Genomic DNA, 20869 nt, shown 5'->3' on the forward strand with positions numbered 1-20869 from the left:
ACCACCCTAGAAGTAAAGGGCATTTGGTTAATCGTAAGTCGGTATGTATGTGCCGTTGTAAAACAGTGAGGGGCGCCTAGTATTGCTTGGCACGAATGACCAAAAAGGATGGCAAGACCATGGTGCAACGCCTGCTCGTTCTCGGTTCAGCCGGGTCGGTCGGCGACAGTGTTCTGGATGTAGTCGCGCGTCACCCCGAGACATTAGTGGTACATGGGCTTACCGCCCATACGCGTATGGACAAGCTGTACCAGCAATGTTTGCGCTTTCAACCCGCGATAGCGGTGGTCAGCGAACCGCAACACGCCATTGAGTTGCAGGCTCATTTGCTGGCGGCGGGCCTGCGCACTGAGGTGTTATGTGGTGTCGATGCGCTGTGTAGCGCCGCGCGAGAGCCTCAAATCGACACGGTGGTGGCGGCTATTGTGGGTGCCGCGGATTTGTTGCCGACCTTGAGTGCCGCGCAGGCGGGCAAGAAAATCCTCTTGGCCAACAAGGAGGCGCTGGTCATATCGGGGGCTTTATTTATTCGGACGGCCGCCGACGCCGGCGCAACCGTAATCCCTCTCGACAGTGAGTACAATGCGATCTTTCAGTGCCTGCAAGGTTGCCAGGGTTCATTCGAAGGGGTAAATCGCCTGATACTCACGGCCTCCGGTGGCCCATTCAAGAACAGACCCTTGGACAGCTTGGGCGAAGTAACCCCTGAGCAAGCCTGTGCTCATCCCAATTGGTCCATGGGCCGTAAGATCTCCGTGGATTGCGCAACCATGATGAACAAGGGGTTGGAAATCATTGAGGCCCATTGGTTATTCAACCTGCCTGCCGAGCGCATCGAAGCCCTCATCCATCCGCAAAGCGTGGTGCATTCCATGGTGGTATTTCGTGATCAGTCGGTGATGGCGCAACTGGGCAACCCCGACATGCGCATGCCTGTGGCCCACGCCCTGGCGTATCCACAGCGGATTGAGTCGGGCGTCGCACCACTGGACTTGACGAGCTTTGGCGGGTTGACGTTTGAACACCCCGACGTGGGACGTTTTCCCTGTCTGGGCCTGGCAATGCAGGTATTGGCCGACGGGGCCCGGGCCAGTGCCGCCTTGAATGCCGCTAACGAGGTGGCAGTCGAGGCATTTCTGGGGCGACGTATTCGGTTTACCCAAATTTCGCAGGTGGTAGAGCAGGCGTTGCAGCATATTGACCTACCGAACCACTCCGGCCTTGAGGCCATCCTTGACCTGGATCACCAGGCACGTCGATTGGCGCGAGCGCAGGTGAAGATCTGCGCAGCGACGGTTTAGGCCAGGCATCAGCCAACCGCAGGGTAGGCATCCGCGCTGTGATGTTGCAAAAACTCATCCAGCGCCTGGCGTGTCAGGTCATTGAGCGTCACTTTCTTACGGGCCGCCGCCAGGGCCGCAGCCAGATGCAGGTCATGGCCGACCCGCACGTTGAATGAACCCTTGCACGGCTTCTCCGGTGTCTGCCCAAGGGTGTGGCATGTAGCGAGATAGTCGTCTACCGCCTCACGAAAGGCCGCGTCCAGCTCTGCGACCGTTTTACCCTCATAGCTGACCAGCGCCTTGATAAACAGCACTTTGCCAAACAGGCAATTGTCTTCGAGGCTGGCTTCGATAGAGCCGATGTAGCCGTTGTGTTTCAGTTGGTTGTTCACTGAATCAGTTCTCCTGATTTCAATTGTTCGATGATCTGGCGCCGAATGTAATGTTTCAGTTCGTTGCCGGGGTGAGGCCTGTGCAAGGTGATCATTGCACTGGGGTCGCCGATGTCGAATTTGACCCGGCTTCCAGCCCCTTCAATCTGTGTGTAGCCAAGACGATGCAGCAGCGTTACGAGCTCTGGCCAAGTAAAGGCCATGTGCTCATTGAGCAGTTTGGCGAGCAGCTTTTCATTTTTGGACACGGCGTTCCCTGCGTGTAACTAAATGTAGTTGCAAAAGTGGTGTTGGTCAATGCTAGCTCGGCTTGGAGTGTCTTTCCTGAAAATTGATGTAACCCTTGATGACGCCTCGCTCCAAGCCATTCATCCCCCGCTAATTTTTCCCCGCCCGGTTCGTTTTATAGGGACGACGTGCCTTTGTGCTTCCTGCCTATTGCTCCGGACTCCAAGAAATGAATGCTGAAGACTCCTTGAAACTTGCTCGCCGGTTTATCGGGTTGCCTCTGGAAAAACGCCAAGTGTTCCTGCAGGCCCTGCAGAAAGAAGGCGTGGATTTTTCCCGGTTTCCGATTCCGGCAGGGGTTGAGGCGCAGGATCGCCAAGCGTTGTCCTACGCCCAGCAGCGCATGTGGTTTCTGTGGCAATTGGACCCGGCCAGCGGCGCCTACAACCTGCCCGGCGCCGTGCGGCTCAAGGGGGCGCTCAGCCTGCGTGCGCTGGAGCAAGCCTTCGCCAGCCTGGTAGCTCGGCATGAAACTTTGCGCACAGTGTTCCAGCGTCAGGCCGATGAGCGCCTGACCCAGGTTGCGCTAGAACCGTCGCTGGCCGTCGAGCACCTGGACTTGAGTGCCTTGGCCGCCGCTGAGCGGGAGCTGGCCGTCAACCAAGCTGCGACGCGTCAATCGCTGCTGGCGTTCGACCTTGAACACGGCCCGCTGCTGCGCGTGCAATTGCTCAAGCTCGACGCGCAGGAGCACGTGCTGCTGCTGACCCTGCACCACATCGTCTCCGACGGTTGGTCGATGAACGTGCTGATCGACGAGTTCATCCGCTGCTACGACGCCCACGAGCGCAACGAGGCGCCGCAATTGCCGACGCTGCCGATCCAGTACAGCGATTACGCCCTGTGGCAGCGCCGCTGGCTGGAAGCGGGCGAACAGGCGCGTCAGCTGGAGTACTGGCAGGCGCGCCTGGGCGATGAGCATCCGGTATTGGAATTGCCGACGGATCGCTCGCGCCCGGCCATGCCCAGCTACCAAGGCACTCGCCATAATTTCGCCATTGATCCGGGCCTGGCCGCGCAATTGCGCAGCTGTGCGCAACAGCACAACGTCACCCTGTTCATGCTGCTGTTGGGCGCCTTCAATGTGCTGCTGCACCGCTACACCGGGCAGGGCGATATCCGCGTCGGCGTGCCCATCGCCAACCGTAACCGCAGTGAAGTCGAAGGGCTGATCGGCTTCTTCGTCAACACCCAGGTACTGCGCACCGAACTGACCGGGCAGACCCGCGTTGCCGAGCTGCTGCAAGGCATCAAGGAACACGCGCTGGGCGCCCAGGACCATCAGGAGTTGCCGTTCGAGCGTCTGGTGGAAGCGCTGAACGTCGAGCGTAGCCTTAGCCACACGCCGCTGTTCCAAGTGATGTACAACCACCAGCCGGTAGTGGCCGATATCGCTTCGGTCAGCACCGCCTCCGGCCTCGAACTGTCACTGGTTGAGTGGCAAAGCCGTACCACCCAATTCGACCTGACCCTCGACACCTTCGAGAAATCCGGCACCCTGCATGCCGCGCTGACCTATGCCAATGACCTGTTCGATGCGCCGTCTATTGCGCGCATGGCCCAGCACTGGATCAGCCTGTTGCAGGCCATGGTGGCCGATGGCGAACAGCGCATTGGTGAGTTGCCGATGCTGGCGGCCGATGAGCAACACGTGCTGATCCATGCGTGGAACCAGACCGGCGAAGCCTATCCGACCGAGCGCGGCATCCACCAACTGATCGAAGATCAAGTGCAGTGCACGCCGGACGCGCCGGCCTTGGTGTGTGGCGCAACCACCTTGACCTACGCCCAACTCAATGCCCGCGCCAACCAACTGGCGCACGCCTTGCGCGAGCAGGGCGTGGGCCCGGACGTGCTGGTGGGCGTGTGTGTCGAGCGATCCATCGAAATGGTGGTAGGCCTGCTCGCGGTCCTCAAGGCCGGCGGCGCCTACGTGCCGTTGGACCCAGAATATCCCCAGGAACGCCTGGCCTACATGATCGAAGACAGCGGCATCGCGCTGCTGCTCAGTCAGCAGCGCCTGCTGGCGTCACTGCCGACTGAAAACGTCCAGGTGATCGCCTTGGATCAGGCGCCCGGTTGGCTCGACGGCTACAGCAGCGAATCGCCGGCCGTGGCTATCCAGGCGCTGAACTTGGCTTACGTGATCTACACCTCCGGCTCCACCGGCAAACCCAAGGGTGCCGGCAACAGCCATCGCGCGTTGGTCAACCGTTTGTGCTGGATGCAACAGGCCTATGGTTTAGACGCCAGCGATGCGGTCCTGCAGAAAACTCCGTTCAGTTTTGACGTGTCGGTATGGGAATTCTTTTGGCCGCTGATGACCGGCGCCCGCTTGGTGGTCGCGGCCCCTGGGGAGCACCGCGAGCCGGCCCGCCTGATCGAAACCATTGGCCGCCACGCCATCACCACCTTGCACTTCGTGCCGTCGATGCTGCAGGCGTTTATCCATGAGCCGGGCGTGCAAGCCTGTGCCAGCCTCAAGCGCATCGTGTGCAGCGGTGAAGCCTTGCCACTGGACGCGCAACTGCAGGTGTTCGCGAAGCTGCCAACGGCGGGTTTGTTCAACCTCTATGGCCCGACCGAAGCTGCCATCGACGTGACCCACTGGACTTGCGTCGACGAAGGCGCCGACAGCGTGCCCATCGGCCGTCCGATCGCCAACCTTGCCACCTACGTACTCGACGCCCAACTCAACCCGGTGCCAGCCGGTGTTGCCGGCGAGCTGTACCTGGGCGGCACCGGCCTGGCGCGCAGCTACCACCGTCGCCCCGCGCTGACGGCCGAGCGTTTTGTACCCAGCCCGTTTATCCACGGCGAGCGCCTCTATCGCACCGGCGACCGCGTCTGCCAGCGCGCCGATGGCGTGATCGAATACCTTGGCCGTCTCGACCATCAAGTGAAGCTGCGAGGCCTGCGTATCGAATTGGGCGAAATCGAAACGCGCCTGATGCAACATCCTTCAGTGCGCGAGGCGGTGGTGCTGGTGCAGGGTGGTAAGCAGTTGGTCGCGTACCTGGTGCTCGAAGGCGAAGCGCCGACCGACCTCAAGGCGTGGCTGCTCAGCAGTCTGCCGGAATACATGGTGCCGACCCATATGGTGCACTTGGCCAAACTGCCAGTGACCGCCAACGGCAAGCTCGACCGCAAGGCATTGCCGGTGCCAGATGCGGCGCCGCAACACGCCTTTATTGCGCCTTCCAGCGAATTGCAAAAGGCCCTGGCGGCGATCTGGAGTGACGTGCTCGGCGTCGCCCCAGTCGGTCTGGACGACAACTTCTTCGAGCTGGGCGGCGATTCGATCATCTCCATCCAGGTGGTCAGCCGCGCGCGCCAGGCAGGCATTCGCCTCAGCCCGCGCGACCTGTTCCAGTACCAAAGCGTGCGTAGCCTGGCGCTGGTGGCCGCGTTTGAACAGGCGGCCGTTATCGATCAAGGCCCGGTGACCGGTGACGTGATCCTGACGCCCGTGCAGCAAAGCTTTTTCGCCCAGGCAATCCCGGCACGTCAGCATTGGAACCAGTCGCTGCTGCTGACGCCGCGTGAGGCGCTGGAGCCTGCACGCCTGGAAGCGGCGCTGACGCAACTGATCAACCACCACGACGTGTTGCGCCTGCGTTTTGTGCAGCAGGGCGACACCTGGCAGCAAGCCCACGGCGCGCCCGTCAACGAGCCGGCGCTATGGCAATCCTCTGCAAGCGATGACACGCAATTGGCCGCGTTGTGCGATGAAGCCCAGCGCAGCCTGGACCTGCAGCAAGGCCCATTGTTGCGTGCAGCGTTAGTGCAGATGGCCGATGGCACCCAGCGCCTGCTGCTGGTGGTCCATCACTTGGTGGTCGACGGCGTGTCCTGGCGCATCCTGCTGGAAGACCTGCAACAGGCTTATCGAGAAGCCGCATTGCCGGCCAAGACCAGCAGCTACCAGCAATGGGCGCAACAACTGCAGGCCCACGCGCAAACCCTTGATGATCAATTAGCCTTTTGGCAAGCACAGTCCAGCGACGCCGACCTGCCGTGCGACAACCCTCAGGGCGGCCTGCAAAACCGCCTGGGCACCCAGCTCGAAACCCGCCTCGATGCGGAGCTCACCCGCCAACTGCTACAAGACGCCCCGGCGGCCTATCGCACCCAGGTCAACGACCTGCTGCTGACGGCGCTGACGCGAGTAATCAGCCGTTGGAGCGGCCACGCGGCTTTGATTCAACTGGAAGGGCATGGTCGCGAAGACCTGTTCGACACCATCGATCTGAGCCGCACGGTCGGCTGGTTCACCAGCCTGTTTCCGGTACGTTTGCAGGCCCAGGGCGAGCTGTCGGACGCGATCAAATCCGTCAAAGAGCAACTGCGCGCCGTCCCGGATAAAGGCCTGGGCTACGGCCTGCTGCGCTACCTGGGCAGCCCGAAATCGCGCGAAACCCTGGCCGGCTTGGCTGCGCCGTGTATCACCTTCAACTACCTGGGGCAGTTCGACCGCCAGTTCAACGAGTCGGCGTTGTTCGTGCCCGCCGCGCAAGGCAGTGGCCAGGCCCAGGACCCGGAAGCGCCGTTGGCCAACTGGCTGACGGTGGAAGGGCAGGTGTATGGCGGTGAGCTGTCGCTGCAATGGGGCTTCAGCCGCGAGATGTTCAACGCCGCCACTATTCAGCGCCTGGCCGATGACTACGCCACGGAACTCAAGGCTTTGATCGAGCATTGCTGCGCAACGCCTGCTGGGCAGGTGACACCATCGGACTTCCCGCTGGCATGCCTGACCCAGCAGCAGCTGGATGCACTGCCCGTGGCCGGGCCGGACATCGCCGACCTCTACCCGCTGTCGCCGATGCAACAGGGCATGCTGTTTCACACCTTGTACGAACCCGAGGCCCAGGCCTATATCAACCAGCTGCGCCTGGACATTGAAGGCCTGGACCTGCTGACCTTTGGCCGTGCCTGGCAAGCGGCGCTGGACCGCCATGACATCTTGCGTAGCAGCTTCCACTGGCTGGGCCTGGACAGTGCTCATCAGGTGATCAAGCGTCAGGTCGACGTGCAGTTGCAGGTGATCGAAGACGTGAATGCCGACCTTGATGCCCTTGCCGATGCCGAGCGCTCACGCGGCTTTGAATTGAATGCCGCACCGCTGTTTCGTCTGATGCTGGTGCGCGGCGTCGGGTCTGCCTGGCACTTCATCTTCACCAGCCACCACATCCTCATGGATGGCTGGAGTAATGCGCAGTTGCTCGGCGAAGTGATTGCCCACTATGCAGGCCAGACCTTGGAGGCGCCGCTGGGGCAGTTCCGCGATTACCTGGGCTGGCTGCAACAGCAACCTTCGGGAGAGGCGTTCTGGAAAGCGGCCATGGCGCCGTTGCAAGCGCCAACGTTGCTGGCCCAAGCACTACGTGCGCCGGTCGACGGCGTGGGCATGGCTGACCATCAAGTGACACTGGACGACGGCTTTACCCACGCGCTTGGCGAGTTTGCCCGCCAACAAAAAATCACGCTCAATACCGTGCTGCAAGCCGCCTGGGGCCTCTTGCTGCAACGCTACACCGGCCAGGATTGCGTGGCGTTCGGCGCCACCGTTGCCGGGCGTTCGGCGCCATTGCCGGGGATCGAGCAGCAACTGGGCTTGTTCATCAACACTTTGCCGATCATCAGTGCGGCCTCACCCGCTCAGTCGGCCAGCGCTTGGCTCGGTGAGCTGCAAGCCCTGAACCTGAGCTTGCGCGACCATGAACACGTGCCGCTCTACGACATCCAGGCGTGGGCCGGTCAACAAGGTGCGTTGTTCGACACCTTGCTGGTGTTCGAAAACTTCCCGGTGGCCGAAGCGTTGAAGCAAGGCGCGCCCGCCGGCCTGACCTTCGGCCGGATGCACAACCACGAACGCACTCACTACCCGCTGACCCTGGGCGTTGAGTTGGGCGCCAGCCTGCGTCTGGAATTCAGCTACGACCGTGCCCACTTCAGCGAGCAACAGGTCACGCAACTGGGCGCTAACCTGCGTCACCTGTTGACGCAGCTGGTGGCGGATGCGGGTGTGGCACTGGGCAACCTGCAACTGCTGGACGCCGCCGCGCAGCACCAAGTACTCAGCCTCAGCCAATCCGTTGGTGCTGCGCCGCGTCATCAGCGTGTGCACGAGCGCATCGCTGCCCAGGCCCATGCTACGCCTGACGCGCTGGCGGTACAGGCGGGCAGTGAGCGCCTGAGCTACGCCCAGCTCAATCAGCGCGCCAACCGCCTGGCCCACCGCTTGCTGGCGCTCGGCGCAGGGCCGGGCCAGCGCGTCGGCCTGGCCAGTCGGCGTGGCCCGCAGTTGATCGTCAGCCTGCTGGCGGTGCTCAAAAGCGGCGCTGCCTATGTGCCGCTGGACCCGAAATACCCAGCCGAGCGCCTGGCCTACATGCTCGCGGACAGTCGCCTGGACCTGCTGCTCAGCGAAACCGGGTTGCTCGCCGATCTGCCGCTGCCGCAAGGGTTGATCCGCGTTGATTTCAGCGCCTTCGGTGAAGAACTGGACAGCTACCCGGCAACCAATCCACCCAGCCATGCGGCGGCCGCCGACCTGGCGTATGTGATCTACACCTCCGGCTCCACCGGCCTGCCCAAAGGCGTGGCCATCGACCATGCCGCCCTCGGTCAGTTCTGTGACAGCGCCGAGGCGTATAGCCGCCTGTGTGCCGAAGACCGCGTGCTGCAATTTGCCACCTTTAGCTTTGACGGCTTTGTCGAGCAGTGCTACCCGCCGCTGTGCGTGGGGGCTGCCTTGATCATGCGTGGCGATGAGCTGTGGGACGCCGGGCAACTGGCGCGCGAGATCGTCGAGCAAGACGTGACCCTGGCCGACTTGCCCGCCGCTTACTGGTATTTGTTGGCCAAGGAGTGCGCGGCCGACCGCCGCAGCTTGGGCAACCTGCGCCAAGTGCATGTGGGCGGCGAGGCCATGTCGGTGGAAGGCGTGCGTGCCTGGCATGCCGCCGGGCTGGGCGGCGTAAGACTGGTCAATACTTATGGGCCGACCGAGGCGACGGTGGTGTCCAGCGTGCACGACTGCCAACTGGCGGATGCCAGTGATGCGTTCGGTGTGCCGATCGGGCGGGCCATCGCTGGCCGCTCGCTGTATGTGCTCGACAGCGGTTTCGAGCTGCTGGCCACCGACGGCGTCGGTGAGCTATGCATCGGCGCCGAGGCGGGTCTGGCCCAGCGTTATTTCGACCGCCCGGCCTTGACCGCCGAGCGCTTCCTGCCCGACCCGTTCTCTAGCGAGCCGGGCGCGCGGCTGTACCGCAGCGGCGACTTGGCCCGTTACAACGCGGCGGGGGTGCTGGAGTACGTCGGTCGTATCGACCATCAGGTCAAAATTCGCGGCTACCGCATCGAAATGGGCGAGATCGAGGCCTGCCTGCAAGCCTTGCCGGCGGTGCGTGAAGCCGCCGTCATCGCCCAGCCGAGTGCGGTGGGCATGCAATTGGTCGCCTATGTGGTGCCCGCCCACGGTCAAACCCTGGACGGGCAAGCCCTGGCGGCAACCTTGCGCCAGTCGCTGCCGGACTACATGGTGCCCGCGCACTGGCTGGTGCTTGACGCCTTGCCGCTGAACAACAACGGCAAGCTTGACCGCCGTGCGCTGCCGGGGCCTGACCTGAACGTGCGTCAACACGCCTACGTAGCGCCACAAACCCCGCTGCAAGTGCAGTTGGCGGTGATCTGGCAGGCGGTGTTGCAGGTCGAGCAGGTGGGCCTCACGGATCATTTCTTCGAGCTGGGCGGGCATTCGTTGTTGGCCACCCAGGTGGTTTCCCGCGTGCGGCATGAACTGCGCCTCGAAGTGCCCCTGCGGGCGCTCTTTGAACACCCGACGTTGCAAGGGTTTGCGACGGCGTGCGCAGCGTTGCAGGTGCAAACCTCGCAACCTTTGGTCGCGGTGGAGCGTGGGCAACCGCTCGCACTGTCCTACGCCCAAGAGCGCCAGTGGTTTCTCTGGCAGCTGGATCCCGCCAGCGCTGCCTATCATGTGCCCAGCGTGCTGCGCCTTAAGGGGGTTCTGGATAAGGCCGCGTTGCAGCGTGCCTTCGATACGCTGGTGGCGCGCCATGAAAGCTTGCGCACCCATCTGCAACAAGAGGCCGGGCGTACCGTACAAGTGATCAGCCCGCAGGCGCGCATCGAGCTGGTCTTGATCGAGTCCGTTGAGGCCTCTCTCAAAGCCCAGGTGCAAGCGCAGATCGCCGAGCCGTTTGATTTGCGCCAAGGCCCGTTGATGCGTGTCAGCCTGTTGCGCCTGGCCGAAGATGAGCACGTGTTGGTGCTGGTGCAGCACCACATTATCTCCGATGGTTGGTCGATGCAGGTGATGGTCGACGAACTGGTGCAGCTCTACCAGGCGCACAGCCAGGGCCAGTTGTTGCAACTGCCGGCGCTGCCGATCCAGTATGCCGACTACGCTGCGTGGCAGCGCAGTTGGATGGACGCGGGGGAGAAGGCGCGTCAACTCGATTATTGGCGTGAAACGCTCGGTGGCGAGCAGCCGGTACTGGAGCTGCCGTTCGATCATCAACGCCCGGCGGTGCCGACACATCGCGGTGCACGCTTGAATATTGCGCTGCCCGCGCCGTTGCTGGACGAGCTCAAAGCCCTGGCCCAGCGTGAAGGTGTGACGCTGTTCATGCTGTTGCTGGCGTCTTATCAGGTCTTGCTGCATCGCTACAGCGGCCAGCAGGACATCCGCGTCGGTGTGCCGATTGCCAACCGCAATCGGGTCGAGACCGAGCGCCTGATCGGCTTTTTTGTCAACACTCAAGTGCTCAAGGCCGACCTCGATGGGCACCTCACTGTTACCAAGCTGTTGGCCCAGGTCAAGCAGCGCGCGCTGCAAGCGCAGGCGCATCAGGACCTGCCGTTCGAGCAACTGGTAGAAGCTCTGCAACCCGAGCGTAGCCTGAGCCTGAGCCCGTTGTTCCAGGTCGCGTTCAATCACAACATCAGCCTGGCCAGTCAGCATTTGCAGCGCCTTGCGCAGTTGCAGATGAGCCCGATCAGTTGGGACGAGACGGTCGCGCAGTTCGACCTGACCCTGGATATCGAAGAGTCCCAGGAACAGCTGCGCGCCTCGTTAAGCTATGCCACCGACTTGTTCGAGCCTGCGACCATCGAGCGCATGGCGCGCCATTGGCAGAACCTGTTGCAGGCGATGGTTGCCGATCAACAGCAGAGTATCGGCCAGTTGAAACTGCTGGACTATGACGAGCAGCAGCACATTTTGCAGTTGTGGAATCGCGCCGATTCGGGCTTCTCGGCCGAGCGCCTGGTGCATGAGTTGTTCGCTGATCGTGCACGGGAAAACCCGGATGCCGTGGCGGTCAAATTCGATGCGCAAACCCTGACGTACGGCGAATTGGACCGCCAAGCCAATCGCCTGGCTCACGCGCTGATCGCCCGTGGTGTCGGCCCGGAAGTGCGCGTGGCGATTGCCATGCCGCGCAGTGCCGAAATCATGGTGGCGTTTCTCGCCGTGCTCAAAGCCGGTGGCGTCTACGTGCCGCTGGACATTGAATACCCGCGTGATCGCCTGCTGTACATGATGCAAGACAGCCGCGCCAAACTGCTGCTGACCCACACCAGCGCCTTGCAGCAACTGCCGATCGCCGATGGCCTGGCTACCTTGGCCATTGACCGAACAGAGGAGTGGAGCGGTTACAGCGACACCGCGCCGCAAGTCGACCTGGACGGCGACAACCTCGCCTATGTGATTTACACCTCCGGCTCCACCGGCATGCCGAAGGGCGTGGCCGTTTCTCATGGGCCGTTGGTGGCGCACATCATCGCCACCGGCGAGCGCTACGAAACCAGCCCGGCCGATTGCGAACTGCACTTTATGTCCTTCGCCTTCGACGGTTCCCACGAAGGCTGGATGCACCCGCTGATCAATGGCGCCAGCGTCTTGATCCGCGACGACAGCCTGTGGCTGCCGGAATACACCTACGCACAAATGCACCGTCACAACGTGACGATGGCCGTGTTCCCGCCGGTGTACCTGCAACAGTTGGCTGAGCATGCCGAACGCGACGGTAACCCACCGGCGGTACGCGTTTACTGTTTTGGCGGCGATGCCGTCGCTCAAGCCAGTTACGACCTGGCATGGCGCGCGCTGAAACCGACTTACCTGTTCAACGGCTACGGCCCGACCGAAACCGTGGTCACGCCACTGCTATGGAAAGCCCGTCGAGGCGACCCATGCGGCGCCGTTTACGCACCCATCGGCACACTGCTGGGCAACCGCAGCGGCTATGTGCTGGACGCACAACTCAACCTGCAACCGATTGGCGTGGCCGGCGAGTTGTACCTGGGCGGAGAGGGCGTGGCCCGTGGTTATCTGGAGCGCCCGGCCCTCACCGCCGAGCGTTTTGTGCCGGACCCGTTCGGCAAGCCCGGCAGTCGTGTGTATCGCAGCGGCGACCTGACTCGTGGCCGTGCGGATGGCGTGGTGGATTACCTCGGCCGTGTCGACCATCAAGTAAAAATTCGCGGCTTCCGTATCGAACTGGGCGAGATCGAAGCGCGCCTGCGTGAGCAGGACAGCGTCGGTGAAACCGTGGTTGTGGCCCAGGAAAACCCGAGTGGCAAACAACTGGTTGCGTATGTGGTGCCGGCAATCGCCCACGTCAACGAAACCGAGTTCCGCGACAGCCTGCGCCGTGCCCTGAAAACCCGTTTGCCGGACTACATGGTGCCGACCCACTTCATGTTCCTGGCACAGATGCCACTCACCCCCAACGGCAAACTCGACCGCAAGGGCTTGCCCGAGCCGGACGCGAGCTTGATGCAGCAGCATTACGTAGCGCCCGAAACCGAGCTGGAGCAGCAAATCGCCGCGATCTGGGCCGAGATTCTGCACCTGCCGCGGGTAGGCCTTGACGATAACTTCTTCGAGGTTGGCGGCCATTCCCTGCTGGCGATCCAGATCACGTCGCGGGTGCAAGCCGAGCTGGGGCTGGAGGTGCCGTTGGTGGAAGTGTTCCAGACCGAAACGTTGCGAGCTTATGCCCAGGCCGCTGCCACCTTCCGCGCCGGTAGCGCGGAAGATTTTGATGATCTTCGTGACTTTTTGAGCGAACTAGAGGCGATTTGAACCATGCTTTCCAACCCTAATATCGATCTGGTTTCGCGCTTTCTTCGTCTGCCTCTGGAACAGCGCCAGCAGTTCTACCAACGCCTGCAAAGCCGGGGGATGAGTTTCGCCCAGCTGCCGATCGCCTCGATTCGCGAAGCGGGCCAACACGCCCCGTTGTCTTATGCCCAGGAGCGCCAGTGGTTCCTGTGGCAACTGGACCCGGACAGCGCGGCCTATCACGTCCCCGGCGCCCTGCGCCTGAATGGGCGGTTGGACAAGGCCGCCCTGCAACGCAGCTTCGACACCTTGGTAGCGCGTCACGAAAGCTTGCGCACGCGTTTGCACTTGGATGGCGAGCAGCGTGCTCAGGAAGTGCTGGCCCATGCGGTGATCGAGATCGTTGAAGGCTCGGTCGACGAAGCTGCGCTTAAGACGCGCGTCGAAGCTGAAATCGCCCGGCCTTTTGATTTGCAGCACGGCCCGTTGCTGCGCGTCAGCTTGCTGTCCTTGAACGAAGAGGCGCATGTGCTGGTGCTGGTGCAGCACCATATCGTTTCTGATGGTTGGTCGATGGGCGTGATGGTGCAGGAGCTGATGCAGCTCTACGCCGCCTACAGCCAAGGCCAGCCCTGCACATTGGCGCCGCTGCCGATCCAGTACGCTGACTACGCGCTGTGGCAGCGTCGTTGGATGGAAGCAGGGGAGAAGGCGCGCCAATTGGAATACTGGCGGGAATTGCTCAGCGGTACGCAGCCAGTGCTGGAATTGCCGCTCGATCACCCGCGCCCGGCGCAGCAAAGCTTCCTCGGTGCACGTCAGGACATTGCCTTGGAACCGGCCTTGGTCGTCGCTCTCAAAGCGCTGGCCCAACGCGAAGGCGTGACGATGTTCATGCTGCTGTTGGCGTCGTTCCAGGCTTTTCTGTATCGCTATAGCGGGCAGCAGGACATCCGCGTCGGTGTGCCGATCGCCAACCGCAATCGGGTCGAGACCGAATCGCTGATCGGCTTCTTCGTCAACACCCAAGTGCTCAAGGCCGACCTCGATGGCCAGATGACCTTCGCCCAACTGCTGCAACACACCAAGCGCCGCGCGCTGGAAGCCCAGGCCCATCAGGATTTGCCGTTCGAACAGTTAGTCGAGGCCCTGCAGCCCGAACGCAGCCTGAGCCATAACCCGTTGTTCCAGGTGATGTTCAACCACCAAGCCAAGACCCAAACCGCAGAGCCGCAACTGCCGGGCCTGAGTGTGGCCAGCCTGGAGCTGGACACTCAGAGCGCCCAGTTTGACCTGAGCCTGGACACCCAGGAAACCGGCGACGGTATCTGGGCATCCTTGACCTACGCCACCGACCTGTTCGGTGCTGCGAGCGCCTCGCGCATGATGAACCATTGGCTGAGCCTGTTGCGCGCGGCGGTGGCCAACCCTGCATCCGCCTTGCAGGACCTGGCGACGCTGGATGCCACAGAGCGCCAACAGTTGGTCTACCAGTGGAATGCCACCGAGCGCGACTACCCGCAAGGCCAGTGGGTGCATCAGTTGATCGAGGCGCAGGTGTTGGCGCAGCCGCAGGCAACGGCGCTGCGTTTTAATCAGGTGTCACTCAGTTATGCCGAGCTGAACCGCCGCGCCAATCGCTTGGCTCATCGTTTGATCGAGGCGGGCGTCGGTCCTGATGCGCTGGTGGGGCTGGCCGTGGAGCGTTCCATCGAAATGGTCGTCGGCCTGCTCGCGGTGCTCAAGGCCGGTGGCGCGTATGTGCCGCTGGACCCGGAATACCCACGCGAGCGCCTGGCTTACATGTTGGAGGACAGCGGCGTGAAGCTGCTGCTGACCCAGGCTCATCTGCTCGCGCAGCTACCGATTCCACAGGGCTTGGAAACCCTGGTGCTGGGCGAGTCTGGTTTTGATAGCTACAGCGATGTAAACCCTGGCATCGCGCTGCACGGCGAAAACCTCGCCTACGTGATCTACACCTCCGGTTCCACCGGCCAGCCCAAAGGCGCCGGCAACCGTCATTCGGCACTGCTTAACCGCTTGCAATGGATGCAGGAAGCCTACGGCCTGGACGTCAGCGACAGCGTGCTGCAAAAGACGCCGTTCAGCTTTGATGTGTCGGTGTGGGAGTTCTTCTGGCCCCTGATGACCGGCGCGCGCCTGGTCGTCGCAGCGCCTGGGGACCATCGTGATCCGGCCAAGCTGGCCAGTCTGATCAAGGCCGAGCACATCACCACGTTGCACTTTGTGCCCTCGATGCTGCAGGCATTCCTGCATGACCCGGCCGTATCGACCTGTCAGAGCCTGCAACGCATCGTGTGCAGCGGCGAAGCGTTGCCGATGGATGCGCAGCAGCAAGTCTTCGCGAAACTGCCGCAAGCCGGGCTCTATAATTTGTACGGCCCGACCGAAGCCGCCATCGACGTGACCCACTGGACCTGCGTCGATGAAAGCCGTGAGGCCGTGCCAATCGGCCGCCCGATTGCGAACCTGGGCTGCTACATTCTCGACGCCCACTTCGAACCGGTGCCGGTCGGTGTGCTCGGTGAGTTGTACCTGGGTGGCATTGGCCTGGCGCGGGGTTATCACCGTCGTCCGGCGCTGACGGCCGAGCGGTTTATTGCCCATCCCTTTGTCAAAGGCCAGCGCCTGTATCGCACCGGCGACCTGGCGCGTTACCGCGACAATGGCGTGATCGAGTACGCCGGGCGTGTCGACCATCAAGTCAAACTGCGTGGCCTGCGCATCGAGTTGGGCGAAATCGAAGCGCGCCTGCTGGAACACGACGGGGTCCGCGAAGCGGCAGTGCTGGCGCTCGACGGCAAATACCTGGTGGGCTACCTGGTGCTGCAAAACGCCGCTGACGATTGGCGTGATGTGCTGGTGGCTCATCTGGCCGAGCACCTGCCGGACTACATGGTGCCCGCGCAATGGGTGTTGCTGGAGCAGATGCCCCTGAGCCCCAACGGCAAGCTGGATCGCAAGGCGCTGCCCAAACCCGAAACCGCGCAGCATTACGAAGCCCCGCAAAGCGCCCTTGAGCAGCAGATTGCTGCGATCTGGGCCGATGTGCTGGGTATCGAACACGTGGGCTTGAACGACAACTTCTTCGAGCGCGGTGGCGACTCGATCATCTCGATCCAGGTGGTCAGCCGCGCCCGGGCTGCCGGTATTCATTTCACTGCCAAAGCGTTATTCCAGCACCAGACGGTGCGCAGTCTGGCGCGAGTGGCGCAATTGCAGACCGCCCAGGTGATCGACCAAGGCCCGGTGCAGGGTGAGACGCCGATGCTGGCGTTCCAGCAGTTGTTCTTCGACATGCAGCTGCCGGATCGTCATCACTGGAACCAGTCCCTGCTGCTGACGCCGCGCCAGGTGCTTGAGGGCGAGCGCCTGGAAGCCGCCCTACAGGGTTTGGTTGTGCACCATGATGTGCTGCGCTTGAGCTTCAGTCAGCACGCACAGGGCTGGAAGGCCGAGCATGGTGCAGCTGTTACGCAGGTGCTGTGGCAAGCCTCGGTGAAGGATGCCGACGAGTTGACTGAACTGTGCGAAACAGCCCAACGCAGCCTCGACCTGCAACAGGGGCCGTTGCTGCGTGCGGTGCTCGCCGACCTGGCTGACGGTTCCCAGCGTCTGTTGTTGGTCATGCACCACTTGGTGGTGGACGGAGTGTCCTGGCGGGTGTTCCTTGAAGACCTGCAAGCCTTGTATCGCCAGCAAAACCTGCCAGCCAAAACCTCGTCGTTCAAGGCCTGGGCCGAGCGGCTGCAAGCCCACGCCCGCAGCGCTGCGATTGCGTCCGAGAAAGACTTCTGGCTGCAACAGCTTGAAGGCGCGGCCACCGACTTGCCCTGCCGTGACCCGCACGGTGCGCGTCCCGGCCGACTGGCCCAAACCGTGGTCAGCCAACTGGATGCCGAGCGCACCCGGCAACTGTTGCAACAGGCACCGATGGCCTACCGCACACAGATCAACGACCTGCTGCTCACTGCCCTGACGCGGGTGGTGTGTCAGTGGACCGGGCATGCAAGCAGCCTGATCCAGCTGGAAGGCCATGGTCGCGAGGACCTGTTTGATGACATCGACCTGACGCGCACGCTGGGTTGGTTCACCAGCCTGTTTCCCGTCCGCCTGACACCGGCCGAAACGCTTGCGTCCTCAATCAAGCAGATCAAGGAGCAACTGCGTGCCGTGCCGGATAAAGGCCTGGGGTTCGGCGCTTTGCGTTACCTCAGTGATGCCGCCACGCGTGAGGCGTTCAGTGCCTTGCCGGTGCCGCGTATCACCTTCAACTACCTGGGGCAGGTCGACGGCAGCTTTGACCAGTCGGACGCGTTGTTCGCTCCAGCGACCGAAAGCGCGGGGGCCGAGCAAAGCCCGGATGCGCCGCTGGGCAACTGGTTGACGCTCAACGGTCAGGTGTACGGCGGTGAGTTGCAGCTGAGCTGGACCTTCAGCCCGTTGATGTTCGACCCCGCTGTGATCGAAACGCTGAGCGCGGCCTATACCCGCGAACTCAACGCACTGGTAGAGCATTGCTGCACCCCCGGCAACAGCGGCGTGACCGCTTCCGATTTCCCGTTATCGCGCTTGAACCAGGCGCAGCTTGAATCGTTACCGCTGGCCTTCGATGCCATCGAAGACATCTACACCTTGTCGCCCATGCAGCAGGGCATGTTGTTCCACACGCTGTATGAGCAGGCGGCAGGTGATTACATCAACCAGATCCGCGTGACGGTCGAGGGCTTGGACGTGGCGCGTTTCCAGCAGGCCTGGGACGCCACCGTGCAGGCCCATGACGTGCTGCGCAGCGGGTTCTTCTGGGAGGGGCAGTTGGCGTGGCCGTGCCAAGTGGTGTACCGCGAGGCTCGGTTGCCAATCCAGGCGCTGGACTGGCGTGCCATGCCGGAGCGCGAGCTGGAATTGCACAGCTTGCAGCAAGCCCAGCGCCGCCAAGGGTTTGAGCTGAACAAGGCACCGCTGGTGCGCCTTGTGCTGGTGCGCACCGATGAGCAGCGCCATGAATTGATCTACACCAACCACCACATCCTGATGGACGGCTGGAGCAATTCGCGGCTGTTCGGTGAAGTGCTGCAACGCTATGCCGGCGTTGCGGTGCCTGAGGCGGCCGGGCGTTATCGCGATTACATCGGCTGGCTGCAGCAGCGTGACGCTGATGCGACCGAAACCTTCTGGCGCGAGCAGTTGAGCGCGCTGCAAACCCCAACCCGCCTGGGCAGCAGCCAACCGACGGCGGTGCACGGGCATGGCGAGCATTACCTCGATTTCGACCGCACATTGACCGCGCGTCTTGAGGCGTTTGCCCGTGGCAACAAGGTCACGCTCAATACACTGATCCAGGCGGCGTGGCTGATCCTGTTGCAGCGACACAGCGGGCAGTCAGTGGTGGCCTTCGGCGCCACCGTGTCCGGGCGGCCAGCGGATCTGGCGGGCGTGGAGCAGCAAATCGGTCTGTTCATCAACACCTTGCCGGTGATCTGCGCGGTGGATGGGCAGCGATCGGTGGTGGACTGGTTGCAAGCAGTGCAGGCGCAGAACCTGGTCTTGCGTGAGCATGAACACACCGGCCTGTACGACATTCAGCGCTGGGCCGGGCAGGGCGGTGAAGCCTTGTTCGACAACATCCTGGTGTTCGAAAACTACCCGGTGTCCAAGGCCCTGGAGCAAAGCGGCGGCAGCGGCATTCGCTTTGGCACGCCTCACGCCCACGAGCAAACTAACTTCCCGCTGACGGTGCTGGTGGACCTGGGCGAAACCCTGTCGGTGCAGTTCAGCTTTGCCCGCGCGCACTTCAACGAAGATACCGTGCAAGGTTACGGCCGCCACCTGGTCAACCTGCTGCAGGCCATGCTTGAGGAGGGGCAACAACGCCTGGGTGATCTGGCGATGATGGACGTGGCTGAGCGTCAGCAAGTGGTGCAGGATTGGAACGCTACCTCTCGCGATTACCCGTTGCAGCAAACAGTCCACCAACTGATTGAAGCGCAGGCTGCGCGTACGCCGCACGCACCAGCACTGGTGTTTGCCGAGCAGCGCTTGAGCTACGCCGAGTTGAACCGGTGCGCCAACCGCCTGGCTCATCGCCTGATGCAGGCCGGTGTGGGGCCGGACGTGCTGGTGGGCCTGGCCGTGGAGCGCTCCGTCGAAATGGTCGTCGGCCTGCTCGCGGTGCTCAAGGCCGGTGGAGCCTATGTGCCGCTGGACCCGGAATATCCGCGTGAGCGCCTGGCCTACATGCTCGAAGACAGCGGCGTGAAGCTGCTGCTGACCCAGGCGCACCTGCTGGATCAATTACCGATTCCACACGGCTTGGAAACCTTGGTGCTGGGCGAGTCCGGTTTTGACAACTACAGCGAAGCGAACCCAGGCATCCTGCTGGACGGCGAAAACCTGGCCTACGTGATCTACACCTCCGGCTCCACCGGCCAGCCCAAAGGCGCCGGCAACCGCCATTCGGCCCTGACCAACCGCCTGCAATGGATGCAGGAAGCCTACGCTCTGGACGTCAGCGACACGGTGCTGCAAAAGACCCCGTTCAGCTTCGACGTGTCGGTATGGGAATTTTTCTGGCCACTGATGACCGGTGCGCGGCTGGTGGTTGCGCAGCCTGGGGACCACCGTGATCCGGCCAAGCTGGTCAGCCTGATCAACGCCGAGCAAATCACCACGCTGCACTTTGTGCCGTCGATGTTGCAGGCGTTCCTGCAAGACCCGAGCGTTGCGACGTGCCACACCTTGCACCGTATTGTGTGCAGCGGCGAGGCGCTGCCCGTTGACGCGCAACAACAGGTTTTTGCCAAGCTGCCTCAGGCCGGGCTCTACAACCTGTACGGCCCAACCGAGGCTGCCATTGATGTGACCCACTGGACCTGCATCGATGAAGGTCGTGATGCGGTGCCGATTGGCCGTCCGATCGCCAACCTGGGTTGCTACATCCTCGATAGCCAATTCGAGCCAGCCCCCGTTGGCGTGTTGGGCGAGCTGTACCTGGGCGGCGTTGGCCTGGCGCGTGGTTATCACCGTCGTGCGGCGTTGACGGCCGAGCGCTTTATTGCCCACCCCTTTATCAAAGGCGAACGCCTGTACCGCACCGGCGACCTGGCGCGTTATCGCGACGACGGTGTGATCGAGTACGCCGGGCGTATCGACCATCAAATCAAGCTGCGTGGCCTGCGCATCGAGTTGGGCGAAATCGAAGCGCGCCTGCTGGAGCATGACTGGGTCCGCGAAACGGCGGTGCTGGCGGTCGACGGCAAATACCTGGTGGGCTACTTGGTGCTGCAAAACGCCGGTGACGATTGGCGGGACGTGTTGAGCGCGCATCTGGCCCTGCACCTGCCGGACTACATGGTGCCCGCGCAATGGATGTTGCTGGAGCAGATGCCCCTGAGCCCCAATGGCAAGCTCGACCGCAAGGCGCTGCCCAAGGCGGATGCCAACTTGCAGGCGCGCGAATACGTAGCTCCGTGCAGTGAACTGGAACAACAGATCGCCGCGATATGGGCCGAGGTGCTGGAGGTACAGCGGGTCGGCCTGCATGACAACTTCTTCGAGCTGGGCGGGCATTCCCTGCTGGCCACCCAGGTGGTGGTGCGCCTGCGCGAGCAGTTGCACGCCGAATTCGACGTCAAATCGATCTTCACCACCCCGACCCTGGCGGATTTCAGCGCCTACGTGGCAGCCCAACACACAAATAATTCGCCGGTGCAGGACGCATTGGCTAAATCCTTGGAGGCCCTCAAACGTCTATCAGCAGAAGATTTGGATAAATTGATTTCCTGAGGGGC

The 20869-nt window shown here is 62.5% G+C and carries 5 protein-coding genes; 3 read left to right on the plus strand and 2 right to left on the minus strand.

Features of this window, described 5'->3' with window-relative positions; translation table 11 throughout:
• Positions 1-119: 119 nt before the first annotated feature.
• A complete protein-coding gene (gene ispC / locus ACI77I_RS12175) occupies positions 120-1301 on the plus strand; it encodes a 1-deoxy-D-xylulose-5-phosphate reductoisomerase (protein WP_406997693.1) in 1182 nt (393 codons plus the stop codon).
• A gap of 8 nt (positions 1302-1309) precedes the next feature.
• Here ispC and ACI77I_RS12180 read toward each other — a convergent pair whose 3' ends face one another.
• Together ACI77I_RS12180 and ACI77I_RS12185 are read right to left on the minus strand one after the other, a co-directional pair.
• Positions 1310-1675 (minus strand): type II toxin-antitoxin system HicB family antitoxin, encoded by a 366-nt coding sequence (locus ACI77I_RS12180; RefSeq protein ID WP_094952019.1) that lies wholly within the window; start codon positions 1673-1675, stop codon positions 1310-1312.
• A complete protein-coding gene (locus ACI77I_RS12185) occupies positions 1672-1923 on the minus strand; it encodes a type II toxin-antitoxin system HicA family toxin (RefSeq protein ID WP_094952018.1) in 252 nt (83 codons plus the stop codon). Before ACI77I_RS12185 ends, ACI77I_RS12180 begins: the two co-directional genes overlap by 4 nt.
• 209 nt (positions 1924-2132) lie before the next feature.
• On the opposite strand from ACI77I_RS12185, the gene ACI77I_RS12190 reads away from it, so the two are divergent.
• The gene (locus ACI77I_RS12190) at positions 2133-13079 is read left to right on the plus strand and encodes an amino acid adenylation domain-containing protein (protein ID WP_406997644.1); all 10947 of its coding nucleotides are present in this window, start codon (positions 2133-2135) and stop codon (positions 13077-13079) included.
• A gap of 3 nt (positions 13080-13082) precedes the next feature.
• On the plus strand, positions 13083-20864 hold the full coding sequence (locus ACI77I_RS12195; RefSeq protein ID WP_406997645.1) for an amino acid adenylation domain-containing protein: 7782 nt from the start codon (positions 13083-13085) through the stop codon (positions 20862-20864).
• Positions 20865-20869: the final 5 nt, after the last annotated feature.

Origin of the sequence: Pseudomonas sp. D47, from assembly GCF_045447305.1 — a bacterium.
GTDB lineage: Bacteria > Pseudomonadota > Gammaproteobacteria > Pseudomonadales > Pseudomonadaceae > Aquipseudomonas.

Bases quoted from the DNA above. Each gene is read 5' to 3' on its own strand.
- ispC (WP_406997693.1), top strand. From the start codon at position 120: ATGGTGCAACGCCTGCTCGTTCTCGGTTCAGCCGGGTCGGTCGGCGAC.
- ACI77I_RS12190 (WP_406997644.1), top strand. From the start codon at position 2,133: ATGAATGCTGAAGACTCCTTGAAACTTGCTCGCCGGTTTATCGGGTTG.
- ACI77I_RS12195 (WP_406997645.1), top strand. From the start codon at position 13,083: ATGCTTTCCAACCCTAATATCGATCTGGTTTCGCGCTTTCTTCGTCTG.